Origin of the sequence: Burkholderia sp. WSM2230 (assembly GCF_000472445.1) — a bacterium.
Classification (GTDB): Bacteria; Pseudomonadota; Gammaproteobacteria; order Burkholderiales; family Burkholderiaceae; genus Paraburkholderia.
This window is the reverse complement of the sequence record NZ_AXAJ01000008.1, coordinates 49,257-61,658: the sequence shown is the minus strand read 5'-3', so window position 1 is coordinate 61,658 and position 12,402 is coordinate 49,257. Positions and strand designations below refer to the sequence as shown.

Here is a 12,402-nt window from a genome sequence, read left to right as displayed (position 1 = left end):
TCTTGAAGTTCGGCACCTCATCTGCAATAGATTCACTCGTCGATGGCCGTTGGATTCTCCGTACGGTTATGACGCGTGAAGCCTGGTGGCGCATGCCATTGGGGGACGTACAGCGCGCGAATCAGCACTTGGTCAAAATCAACGAGAGCATTACGGTCCGCCCTGAGAACGGACAGGCCCTCAGGCCGCGTCTCCAATGCCGAGGGCACGATCGGTTCAGGTCTAGGCGGCGCGCGCACGTGGAATCGCTGCTAAATGGGTCACTGTTCGTCGACCCGCGCAAACGCATCAACCAAAAAGTCGAGCAAGGCGCGCACGGACGGGCGAACCCCGCGACGGGACGGGAACACCGCGTGGATGATGCCGCTTCGCGGCAACCAGTCCGGCAATACCCGGACAAGCTCCCCGCGCCGGACCTCGTCGCTCACTATCATCATGGGCAATTGGACAACGCCGGCACCGGCAATCGCGGCTTGCCGCAAGGCAATCATGTCGTCCGTCACGAACCGGGGCACGTGCCGGATCGTCGTCTGAACACCATCGGGGCCGGTTAGCTGCCACGCATGCTGCGGCTGCGGCGGACCAAAATCAAGAATCGGGCAGCCTGCAAGATCTGTCGGCGCCGCAATATGGTGCCGCCGCACGAGTGCAGGACTGGCAACGAGACACCAGGCGCGCTCGCCCAGCATGCGCATCATGAGGTCGCTGTCCTTCAATGGCGGCGGACGTACGCGAAGGGCGACATCAACTCCCTCGCCGATCACGTCCACGACCCGGTTACTTGCTTCGAGATGGATCGTGACGCGCGGCGTGCGGGCCATGAATTCAGCCAGCATCGCGCCGACACGCGCGTGCAACAACGCGACCGGGCAGACCAGCCGGATCACGCCCTGCGGCTCCGCACGCATTTGCTCGATCGCGTCCTGCGCCGCCTCGGCCTCCGCAAGCATCGCCTTGCAGTGATTGTAGTAATGCTGACCGATATCGGTGATCGAGAACTGACGCGTGGACCGCTGGACGAGCCGCACGCCGAGTTGCTGCTCGAGCAGCGCGATGCGCCGGCTCAATGTCGATTTCGGAACACCCATGGCGCGGCTCGCGGGTGCAAAGCCCCTGTGGTCGACCACCTGCGCGAAGAAATAGAGATCGTTGAGGTCTTGCATCAGTGTGGTTGACCGTTCCGCAAATGGGACACTGAGGACAATTCGCGCAGTCTACCGGCGCAAAAAGTCCTCCTCTACGCTTATGTGGTCGAGCGGCCCTTTGAGTCGCGCCGACATGATCGGATCTTCCCTGCGCGGGCGCACGAGCGACCGTGACCGGCGAGCACCGGGGAAAGCAGCGCGATCGCTAACCCACGACGCGGTCTCGGCCGCACTACAGGAGTATTCCCATGAGCGTACCCGCAAACTTCAATGGCCAGCCTCCCTTCATTGACCCGAACGATACAGCTATGCTGCTGATCGACCATCAGAGCGGCCTGTTCCAGACGGTCAAGGACATGGAGATGACCGTCCTGCGCAAGCACGCGACCGCGCTGGCCAGGATGGCAACGCTCTGCAAGATGCCGGTGATCACCACCGCATCGGTTCCGCAAGGCCCGAATGGTCCGTTGATCCCCGAAATCCACGAGAGCGCGCCGCATGCCCAATATGTCGCACGCACGGGACAGATCAACGCCTGGGACAATCCCGCATTCGTCGAGGCCGTCAAGGCAACGGGGCGCAAGACGCTGATCATCGCCGGTACCGTCACCAGCGTCTGCATGGCCTTCCCCGCCATCTCGGCCGTGCAGGATGGCTACAAGGTCTTCGCGGTGATCGATGCGTCCGGCACGTACTCGAAGATGGCGCAGGAGATCACACTCGCTCGCATCGTCCAAGCCGGTGTGGTTCCGGTCGACACGGCAGCCGTCGCGTCCGAATTGCAGAAGACCTGGCATCGTCCCGATGCCCAGGAATGGGCGAAAGTGTACGAGATGGTTTTCCCCCCGTACCAGCTGCTGATCGAGAGCTATATCAAGGCCCAGGACGTTCTGAAGAACAACGAGCAGCTCGATTCGGAACGAACGTAACGCATGCGGCGGTGCCGGCACACCAATGCCGGCACCGCTGGCGTATCCCGCTGGCGCGTTGACGCGCTGGTCAATCCCCGGATTTCACGGTTTGCGTCTGCACGCCGAGCCCGTCGATACCAACCTTCATCGTGTCGCCGGGCTGCAGGAATACCGGCGGCTTGGCCCAGAGGCCCACGCCCGCCGGCGTGCCGGTCGCAATCACGTCGCCCGGGTACAGGGTCATATAGCGACTGATATATGAAACGAGTTTCGCGACCGGGAAAATCATTCCGCTGGTATTGCTTTGCTGCATGCGCTTGCCGTTGACTTCGAGCCACAGACCGAGCTTCTGCGGATCGGGGACCTCGTCGCGCGTGACCAGCCACGGACCGATCGGGCCGAACGTATCGCAGCTCTTGCCCTTGGTCCATTGCGAGGACTGTAGCTGGTAGTCGCGCTCCGATACATCGTTCACCACACAATAGCCGGCCACGTAGTTCAGCGCATCCGCCTCGGAAACGTCTTTGGCCTTCTCGCCCATCACGATGCCAAGCTCCACTTCCCAATCGAGCTTGGCCGCGCCGCGCGGGCGCACGATATCGTCGCACGGTCCCGTGATGCAGCTGATGGCCTTCATAAAGATCACCGGCTCGTCGGGAATCGGCAGGCTGGCTTCCTCCGCATGATCGATGTAATTCAGGCCGATCGCGATGAACTTGGACGTGCCCTTCACCGGCGTACCCAGACGCGGCGTGCCGCCGACGACCGGCAGTTCGTCGAGGCTGACGTCGCGCAGAAGCTGCAATGCCCGTTGCGACAGATTCGCGGGCCCGATGTCGTCGAGGTGACCCGACAGGTCGCGGATTTTCCCGCGTTCATCGACGAGTCCCGGTCTTTCTTCGCCGGGGTTACCATATCGACACAGTTTCATACCTTCTCCATAAAAGATGTGATGATCGTCGCGATCACGCCCCTTCGGGCCTGATCGTCAGGTCATTCCGTACTTCGCTTACGCCGCTCACGGCTTTAGCTGCCGAAACAGCAAGGTCGATCTGTTCCGCCGCGGGAACCGACCCGGCCAGGGTCACCACGCCACCTCTCGCTACGACCAGGATGTTGCTCGCATCGAGCCTTCGCGTGTGCGAGAGAGCGCGCACCACGGTCTGTTGCAGCTTGCGATTCGCCGCCCTGAGCGCCTTGTTATTCGTGCCACTGCTCACCGCAGTAGCCGGCTCCGCATCGCTTCCGAGCCCTTGGGCATGTGCGCAGGCCACCGAACCGACCATGACCAGCGCGCCCACCACTGCCCTAAACGTTTTGATATTCCGCACTTTGTTTCACTCCTTGATAAACCAACTGCGCTGCTCTGTCCCGCCGATGCATTGCGTCTGTGTTACATAGCATGGGCGCTCGGACGTTCAGAACGTGTGCCGGATGCCAAGCACGGCGCCGACCGAGGTGCCTGGCACCTCATACAGCGCCCCAATCATTGACAGACCCGTATTCATTGCACCGTGGTTGTTCACGACACCCACCTGTGCATAGAGCGTCGTTGCCTTTGATAGAAAATAGTCCGTGCCGAGCGCTCCAAGAATGGAATGGTTGGATGTCCGGTTGCGATCGCTCGTCACCCAGACGCCCCCATTGACGTCCAGCGTCGGGAGTACATACCAGGTAAGACCGCCCCCATAGACATTGTTATTGAACGACCCGGCAACTTTGTAGTTGACGAAGGAAGCCTTCGCTGTCACTGAGCCAAACTGATATCCGACGCCAACGAGCCGGCCTTCGTACTGTACGGTTGTCGGTACCGGTGTCTGAGCAGTACCGCCGCTGTTGCCGTCGTAGATCGCGGCATTGACGGTCATGCCACCCAGCTGGTATTTGAGTCGGACCGCGTACTGTCGCCCCGCCCGAAAGTCCCCAGCCTTTCCGCCGAACGCATATAAGGTGCTGACCTGCAGGCCGCTGATAGTCGGGCTGATATACGACACTGCGTTCGCGTTGAAGATGCCCGTGCCGAGCACGTTGTCCACCAAGTGGATCGATCCGCTGCCGAACAACGACAAGCTGCGCGGATCGGTGTCATAGACGGCGAGGAAGAAGGGCGAAAACTGCAGGCCCAACTTGAACTGCCCAGCCGGCGCATCGATACCGACCCAGGCCTCGCAGCCGAACAGATTGCCATTGCAGTGAAGCAGCCCACCATTGGCGATATTCAACCCGCTTACCAGCCGGAACGTTGCCTTGACTCCGCCGCCAAGATCCTCCGTTCCGGTCAGGCCAAATTGCGAATAGTACGAGCCACCGTCAATGACGGCAACCTGCCTGCCGGCGTTCCGTCCGGTTGTCGGATCGAGCGTCTTGTTCGTGTATAGCAACGCGCCATCCATGACGCCGAACAGCGTGACGCTGCTTTGCGCCTGCGCGGCACAGTTAATTAGTATGCCTAATCCAAATACCGAGACTCCTTTTGCAGCTCTCCATTTCCCGCTCACTTTCGTCTCCTTGACCCGCTGTCTCTACAGCGGTAATGCTTTTGTATTTTTCACTTGATCCGCTCCGGTCCGATCGACGCCACTATCGGACAGCGAACAAGGTCTTGCATCTGCTGGATCGGCTTTAGTAGTTGATTTGTCGCGCAGTATCGAGCCACGGATAACGAGCGGTATCTGCTCCCGCGTAATCGGGATCCAGATACACGTGGCAACGGTGAATCTTGAAGTCGCGAATTTCGAAAACGTCGCACCAGCGACCCGCAAACGTGGTGCCGGCACGCCATTGCGCGCCATTTTTCAGCTTTCCGCTCGACAGTCCTTCGACGCACACTCGGTCGCCCTGCTGGATGACGTTCATATACGACTTGTCATGCATGACGCCGGCCAGGATCGTCATCAGATCGCCAAACAGCTGCTCGATCTCCTGCTTGCCGCGCGCGACTCCCCACTTCGGGAAATACATCTCGGCGTGTTCGTCGAACAGCTCGATCAGATTTCCACCGCGGTCCAGGCGCTTGAAATACTCGAGTGCCACGGCCTTTCGCTGCTCGTCCGTCATCACTTTGATTTCCATCAGGTCACCCTTTTTTGATGCATTCGAGATTTACCGCTGCCGAGACTACCGGGCAGCCCGATATTCGCAGTGAGGCGAATTCTATTTACTGACGCGTCTGAGGAATTTCTCCGGGGGATGCTCGCCCCATTGCGATACAAATCCCTCCTCGGCGGAACAATGGCGGCTCTCATACTCCGCATTGACGCGATCGCTATCCGCCCAGTGTTCGTGGATTCGCCCCCACGGGTCGGCCCAGTAGTCGAACACCTGGCTGCCGAGGTAATGACGCCCCGGTCCCCACATATGTTCGTATTCGCCCTTATCCTTCAGCCAGTGATGGTCGGCGAAGACCGAATCGATGTCGTTCATTTCGAACGACACGTGATTCAACCCGCTTTCGTCGCCCTTGAAACACATGAACACGTGGTGATCGACATACTCGGGGCCTTGATCGAGACGGCTGAACGTCGCAATCACGTTCGATGGCTCTGCGGCGTAGATGGCATCGGTCGTCACGAGCCCCAGGTTTTCGTGGAACCAGCGAGTGGTTTCCGTCCACTTCGTCGAGGCCAGAACGCAGTGCCCGATACGCTTGATCCGGGTCGGACTGGCGGGCACCCTTTGCAGGACGCCGGCCCGTCGTTTCGGCTCCCCGCCGGTGTTATAGACCGTGCGGTCGACGGGAACCGACGGCAGGCGCAGGATCCCATGCACGAGCTCGATTTGATAACCGTTCGGCTCAGTGACAATTACCCGGCGGCCGCCCCCCGGTTCATCGATTTCGTGAACGCCGGACGCCCCTTCAATCAGCGTTGCGCGCTCGAGATCGGCTTCGCTTGCGACCTCGAACGCAAACCCCACCACCTTCGCCTCGCCCTTCTCGGTCACGTGGACATGATGAGCCGGGTCGGTGCCACGCATATACAGCGCATTCGCGGTTCGTGCGGACCGCGACAATCCAAAGTCAGTCAGAAACTGCTCCGCCATATCCAGGTCAGGCGACCTCAGCCTCACATAGGCCAACTCTCGCACCACGATTTTGCTCATTTCATCCTCGACTCTTCATATGACCTTGGGCGGTTGCCCGGCCCGGTGTCACTCAATTGCTAACAGCGGCCGCAAACTCGTCAGCTGCTGCCCGACGATGTGCTCCATAGCGGACGACAGATCCTCAAAGGGCCGGTCGGACATCGCCATCGCACGGAATGCAATGTGCATGTCGGGGCGGACCAGCAAGCACCCGTTCTCCTCGATTTCCCGCAAGGAACACCACTGTCCGTAGACGTCTTCGGCATCGAGGTCCGCACCGATGGCCACATGACGCAGCGGCAAGCCGAACTCGGCAGCAAGACGCTCAGCTGCTTCGCACCAGCGCTGCCCGCCGATCCCAGTCACTACGGTGAAGCTGTTCTTGCCGGCGAGATCCAAGGTGGAGACCAATTTCTCGCCCTTCTGCACCCAAGCGTGCGGCAAATGAGCGCCTGGACGGGTGGTCGGCGTCACATAAAGCTCGGGATCGCGCTCGGGTTTGAACTCGGGACTACCGTCGTCCACGATCGCGCCGGAGGTGTAATACTGGCCAAGCTCGACGCCGTGGGCGTTGAAATGGTGCTGCAGCCCATTTAGCGCCCGCGCGAGTTCCTTGCGGCGCTCACGGCCTCGCGGGCTATCCCCGCGGAGCTCTGCGATCGACTCCCAGCCGGCCTCGGTGCTCTGGCCATGACTGAATCCGAATGCGGCGGACATTGGCTGCATCAGCTCGACCGATTTATTCGCGCGTTCGACCACTCGCTTGGCCACCGGCTGCCGTTCAGCGGAATAGCTGTCCAGAAGCGACTCATTGGCGTGGCCCTTCAACACCATGGCGAGCTTCCAGGCGAGATTGAAACTGTCCTGAATCGACGTGTTGGAACCCAGCCCGTTCGCCGGCGGATGGCGATGCGCGGCATCGCCGGCAATAAACGCGCGCCCTTTGCGCATCTCCTTGGCAAACATGTGGTTGATTGCCCAGGTGGAGACCGATTTGACCTTGACGTCGATATGGGGGTCCCCGATCGTCGACCTTGCATAATCGACGACCGACGGTTCGCTGAGATCCGGCGTGCCATCGGCCGACCGGAAGGCAAAGAGCAACACCCATTCCGACCAGGGCTTCACGCAAATCCATACGCCGCTTCCGATCCAGAAAGCGTTTCCTGGCTGCGAGATGACGTAGAGAGAACTGGGGCGATGGGCCACGAACTTCGACAAGTCGACCTCAACCCAGCAGTTGACCTGCTCCGCGATGCCCCGGTGCCCTTCCATCTCGAAACCGAGCTCGCTCGCCACCAGGCTGTTGGCGCCGTCCGCCCCAATCACATACTCCGACTCGACCTCGAATTTCTCGCCGGTCACTCGATCGACCAGGGTGGAATAGACCGCGTCTTTCGTCTGCCGGATGGCGACCAGAGTCGTGTCAAATTGCACGCGTGCCCCCGCAGCCCTGGCGGCATCCAGCAGGGCGGGCTCGAGGATATGTTGCGGCAGATTGCACATGGAACTCGGGCTGGCACGCTCGTAGTCCGTGCGCCGGTCGATCCCGGTTCCCCACGACGGCAGGCGAGCCAGTTCGAGACCGGTAAAGCTCGTCATCCACGTCGTGTTGCCCATCAAGCGATTTGGCGTCGACAAGGCCACCATTTGCTCCTCGATACCGAGGTCCCGGAACACTTCCATCGTGCGCTGATTCGTGATGTGTGCCCGCGGCGAGTTTGCTGTTCCGGAGTACCGACACACGGTCAAAGCGTCGATTCCGTTCTTTGCCAGAATCGCGGACGCCGTAAGACCAGCCGGTCCGGCACCTACGATCAGAACCGACGTTTTCATCTTCTTGATTGTCTCCATTTTGTGCCTCTCTATCTTTTTACGCGTCTGACGCCATCAACCCAGGTCACGCAGCTCCGTCTTCAACACCTTCCCGTAACTGTTTTTTGGAAGCGCCAGCGCAAACTCGTAACGCTTCGGTCGCTTGAAGCGGGCAAGGCTCTGGAGACACCAATCATCCAGCTCCTGTTGCGTGGCATTGCAGCCATTCCGGAGCACGACAAATGCCACGGGAACCTCACCCCATTCGGCATCCCGCTGTCCGATCACCGCGACTTCGGACACGGACGGATGCGACAGCAATACCTCTTCGATCTCCCGGGGGTAGATATTCGAACCGCCGGAGATGATCAAATCTTTTGACCGGTCTTTCAGGGTGAGAAACCCGTCATCGTCCATATAGCCGGTATCGCCCGTGTATAACCAACCGTCGCGAATCGTATTGGCGGTTGCCTCCGGATTACGCCAATATCCAGGCATGACTGCGTCGCCTCGCACGATCACTTCGCCGATCTCGCCGTTTGGAACGCGCTGACCACGGTCGTCAACGACCTGCACTTCCACCAACGATTGAGCAACACCGACCGATGTGGAGCGCTCCGCCCATCGCGGATGCTGCGTATCTGCAAGATGCCGACGATCGAGCGCCGTGATGGTCATCGGGCTCTCGCCCTGGCCGTAGACCTGCACCAGACGCGGCCCGAACACCTCGAGCGCCTGCTGCAGATCATTCGCATACATCGGGCCGCCACCATATATGATGGTTTTGAAGCCGGCCACGTCGGCCCGCGCCGCGTGAACGTGTTCCACCAGGCGCTTGACCATAGTCGGCGCGGCAAACATCGACAGCCGTCCCACTCGCGAAGCCAGCTCCACCAGTTCCGCGCAATCGAGCCCGCCGGAGCGAGGCACCACATGCCGGGCGCCCCGCACGACATAGGGGAAGTTGTACAGCCCTGCGCCATGCGACATCGGCGCCGCATACACCATGGCATCGTCGGGACTGACGTCGTCGACGTCCATGAAGTAGCACGCCGTCATCGTCAGCAGGTTGCGATGCGTCTGCATAACGCCCTTGGGACGCCCTGTCGTACCGGACGTATAGAACAACGACGCCACCTCGTCCGGACCCCGGTGCTGGACCGCGATCGGCGCATGCTTGAGCGCGTGCGCATACCCGTAAGAGCCGAATTCCAGGCACGACGAGGGCAGATCGATCGCGGCCTCCCGCAGCGTGGCCGCCAATGCTTCCGAAACGAACAGCACGTCGGCTTCGGCATCGGCCAGAATGAAAGAAAGCTCTTTCGGGTGGAGCTTGAAGTTCACCGGGACCGAAACCGCGCCCGCCCAGTAAATCGAATGGAGCGCCTCCAGATATTCCGGACAGTTTTCCGAATAGATCGCGACTCTCGCACCCGGCTTGACGCCACATTGGTCTTGCAGAAACCCCGCCAGTGCCGCCGCGCGCTTGGCGAGCGAACCGTAGTCGAGCCAAGGTTGATCGCCGTGCAGCACCGCGGGGCGGTCCGCATAGACGGATGCCGTGCGACGAAGCAATTGCGCGATATTCATCGACGGCGCTCCAGAATGCTGACGTAACTCGCCACTGCGGCGCCACCCATGTTGAACACGCCGCCCAGCGTGGCCCCGGGGATCTGCATCTCGCCGGCCTCGCCGGCCAGTTGCATCGCGGCGATCGCGTGCATCGAAACACCCGTCGCTCCGATCGGATGGCCCTTGGCCTTGAGTCCGCCCGAGGCGTTGACCGGGAAACGTCCGTCTCGCGCGACAGTCCCGTCTTCGATCAAACGATGCCCCTGCCCCTCCGGTGCGAGACCCATCGCCTCATAGGCGAGCAGCTCCGCGATCGTGAAGCAGTCGTGCACTTCGGCAAACGAAAGGTCGCCGATCGTACAGCCGGCGTCGTGCAGCGCCCCTTTCCACGCGCGCTTCGGGCCAGTGAACTCGATCGCCCGGCGTTGCGCCAGCGGGAGATAGTCATTGACCTGCACGCGGGCCCTGATCGACACAGCTCTCTTGAAATCCGCCGCCAGATCTTCCGCGACCAGAATCAGCGCGGCCGCGCCGTCCGAGACGAGCGAGCAGTCCGTTTTGCGGAGCGGAGGCGCAATCAGCGGGTTCTTCTCCGAGACGGTGTTGCAGAATTCAAAGCCGAGATCCCGACGCATATGCGCCCAAGGATTGGCGACGCCGTTTGCGTGGTTCTTCGCGGCTATTTTGGCGAGCGTCGCGGAATGATCGCCGTACTGATCGAAATAGTCGCGGGCGACTTCGGCGAAGATGCCGGGAAAGCCGCCCGGGGGCGTTCCCGCCTCGCCCGAGTACCCGCAATTTCCGAGAATCGTCGTCACCTCGGCGCCGGATACCGACGTCATCTTTTCGGCGCCGATCACCAGGGCGATGCGTGCTCGCCCGGCCTCGATGGCATCACATGCGGCATAAATCGCGGCCGAGCCCGAGGCGCATGCGTTTTCGACGCGGACCGCCGGCTTCCAACGCAGGCCGGGGTCACAGTTCAGCGCAAGCGGCGCGGCAAAGATGTCCGGGACGAATCCGCCATTCAGATTGCCCAGCCAGATGCCATCCACGGAATCTGCGGGGATACCCGCATCGCCAAGCGCTTTGCGGCCCGCGCCAACAATAAGATCTTCCAGGCTCAGGGAGTCAAAGCGACCAAATGGCAAGTGCCCCCAACCCACGATTGCGACAGTCATCTGCTTCTCCGTTCAGTGTGTTGAGCGGAATTTACGCGGGTAACGAAGCGAATATCAGTCGTCGAAATACGCCAGGGTCCACACTGATATCGTGTACCGAAAGTTCGTTACATTATTCGGATCATTAATGCAGCATGTGATGAAATATCTATGAGTAAAGGACGCCCCAAGACTCCCCTGGTGCTAAGCGACGAAGAGCGAGAGGCGCTTCGAGCGATGGAAATGCGGCACGACGCGCAGGAGGCGTTGGCAATCCGCGCGCGCGTCGTGCTCGAATGCGCGGACGGGCTGGAAAACAGGATCGTGGCGCAACGAAACCATGTCACCTCCCATACGGTCGCCAAGTGGCGCGCGCGGTTTATTCAGTATGGTGTCAAAGGCCTGTCCGATGCACACAGAACAGGGGCGCCGCGATCAATTTCCGATGCCATTGCTGCCGCGATCATCGCGGAAAAGCAGGCCGCACCGCAAAGCGGGATGAGCATCCGACGCATCGCCCGCGGGGCAAACGTTTCTGCATCGAGCGTCGTACGGATCTGGAAGAGTACGAATCCACAGGCATCAAAGGACGGCGATGCCCAGCCGACCTACTCCCGAGACGGCGCTAGTAGTGCGCCTTCCGCCGTAGGTGCTTGCCAACGAACAGGCAGACCTGAGATCGGCGTAACAGAGTCTAAGAGGAAACAGCGTCAAATACGCGACCTGCAAAGTCCATCTGCCGTACTCGCGATAAGCGATCCTCTCGCCGATCAGACCTTTGCATTTCAAATGGCGCCGGTCGGCTTGCTGGTAACCAGGCAGCGTGTCATCGTGTGCTGCAATCAAGCTTTCAGCGAAATGTTCGGTTATACGTCGCATGACCTGGCGGGAAAATCGGTGGAGTACCTATACCCGACCCGAGACGAATTCCAACATGTGGGCAAGCGTGCGATGATCGTAATGCAGCAGCAGGGGTTCTACTGCGACGATCGCATCATGCGGAAAATCGACGGCAGCTTCTTCTGGTGTCATGTGTCGGGGCGGTCGTTCAGTCGCGATGATCCGTTCGCTGCCGCTACATGGTGTTTCGAGGATCTTTCGAAGATCCGCCCTGTAACGACGAAGCTCACGCCTCGCGAGCGGGAGGTCGCGCAGTTTCTGGTGACCGGTAAAAGCAGCAAACAGATCGCGCGCGACCTCAACATCAGTCACCGGACCGTCGAAGCTCATCGAGTGCGCTTGATGCGGAAATATGAAGTTACAACCGTCGGCGAGCTGATCGCCCGGCTAATCGGACGTGGATGACGATGACGGGGTACGACGCTCGACGCGGCAACGCGGCGTCAGCCAGCCGCAGACCATTGCAACAGCTTCGTCCGCTCTCTTGGGGGCCACTGCAAGCGGCGTTGATCGAACCTCAGCAATGGCCGTGCTCCCGTTGGCAGACGCACTCGCGCAGAGTGACCGTTGTAGCCAAGCAGCTGCCATCAAAGCGTCACTGGGTCGATTGACTGTTGAGGGTCGGGATGCGGCAGTCGGCTCTCCGAACTCATCGCCGGAAAGGGGCCATTGGTTTTTCGCTGCCCGAAAACAGCCAGTCGTCAACGCGCACTCTCGACCCGTTGCGGCCATTAAACGCCACGAGCGGAACGTCCGGATTCAACCGGAAAGCGGACCCCCGCCTTGGAGATCGACGGCGTTCCGGAAGAGCGACAC

11 protein-coding genes are annotated in these 12,402 nt (G+C 60.6%); 2 read left to right on the top strand and 9 right to left on the bottom strand.

Annotated elements, in window-relative coordinates:
* Positions 1 to 260: 260 nt before the first annotated feature.
* The gene (locus tag A3AC_RS0117030) at positions 261 to 1,163 is read right to left on the bottom strand and encodes a LysR family transcriptional regulator (RefSeq protein ID WP_025600304.1); all 903 of its coding nucleotides are present in this window, start codon (positions 1,161 to 1,163) and stop codon (positions 261 to 263) included.
* 230 nt (positions 1,164 to 1,393) lie between these two features.
* Here A3AC_RS0117030 and A3AC_RS0117025 point away from each other — a divergent pair, with 230 nt between their 5' ends.
* On the top strand, positions 1,394 to 2,074 hold the full coding sequence (locus tag A3AC_RS0117025; protein WP_025600302.1) for a hydrolase: 681 nt from the start codon (positions 1,394 to 1,396) through the stop codon (positions 2,072 to 2,074).
* 70 nt (positions 2,075 to 2,144) lie between these two features.
* Here A3AC_RS0117025 and A3AC_RS0117020 read toward each other — a convergent pair whose 3' ends face one another.
* The 8 genes from A3AC_RS0117020 to A3AC_RS0116985 all read right to left on the bottom strand — a co-directional run bounded on the left by A3AC_RS0117020 (position 2,145) and on the right by A3AC_RS0116985 (position 10,707).
* Positions 2,145 to 2,987: a fumarylacetoacetate hydrolase family protein gene (locus A3AC_RS0117020; RefSeq protein ID WP_025600301.1), complete on the bottom strand. Its 843-nt coding sequence runs from the start codon at positions 2,985 to 2,987 to the stop codon at positions 2,145 to 2,147.
* Positions 2,988 to 3,021: 34 nt separating this feature from the next.
* Entirely contained in the window at positions 3,022 to 3,387 is a 366-nt protein-coding gene (locus A3AC_RS0117015; protein WP_025600300.1) for a BON domain-containing protein, read from the bottom strand.
* 87 nt (positions 3,388 to 3,474) lie between these two features.
* Positions 3,475 to 4,554, bottom strand: a complete 1,080-nt coding sequence (locus A3AC_RS0117010; RefSeq protein WP_025600299.1) for a porin — start codon at positions 4,552 to 4,554, stop codon at positions 3,475 to 3,477.
* A gap of 124 nt (positions 4,555 to 4,678) precedes the next feature.
* Positions 4,679 to 5,128, bottom strand: coding sequence for a nuclear transport factor 2 family protein (locus A3AC_RS0117005; protein WP_025600298.1), 450 nt, complete (start codon positions 5,126 to 5,128; stop codon positions 4,679 to 4,681).
* Positions 5,129 to 5,209: 81 nt separating this feature from the next.
* Entirely contained in the window at positions 5,210 to 6,157 is a 948-nt protein-coding gene (locus tag A3AC_RS0117000; protein WP_025600297.1) for a VOC family protein, read from the bottom strand.
* 48 nt (positions 6,158 to 6,205) lie between these two features.
* A complete protein-coding gene (locus A3AC_RS0116995) occupies positions 6,206 to 7,993 on the bottom strand; it encodes an FAD-dependent monooxygenase (protein WP_025600296.1) in 1,788 nt (595 codons plus the stop codon).
* Between the two features lie 36 nt (positions 7,994 to 8,029).
* Positions 8,030 to 9,544 (bottom strand): AMP-binding protein, encoded by a 1,515-nt coding sequence (locus A3AC_RS0116990; protein ID WP_025600295.1) that lies wholly within the window; start codon positions 9,542 to 9,544, stop codon positions 8,030 to 8,032.
* Entirely contained in the window at positions 9,541 to 10,707 is a 1,167-nt protein-coding gene (locus A3AC_RS0116985) for an acetyl-CoA acetyltransferase (RefSeq protein ID WP_025600294.1), read from the bottom strand. The genes A3AC_RS0116990 and A3AC_RS0116985 overlap by 4 nt, the downstream gene beginning before the upstream one ends.
* Before the next feature lie 150 nt (positions 10,708 to 10,857).
* Between A3AC_RS0116985 and A3AC_RS0116980 the strand changes: the two genes are divergently transcribed.
* Positions 10,858 to 11,991: a LuxR C-terminal-related transcriptional regulator gene (locus A3AC_RS0116980; RefSeq protein WP_025600292.1), complete on the top strand. Its 1,134-nt coding sequence runs from the start codon at positions 10,858 to 10,860 to the stop codon at positions 11,989 to 11,991.
* The last annotated feature ends 411 nt before the right edge of the window (positions 11,992 to 12,402 follow it).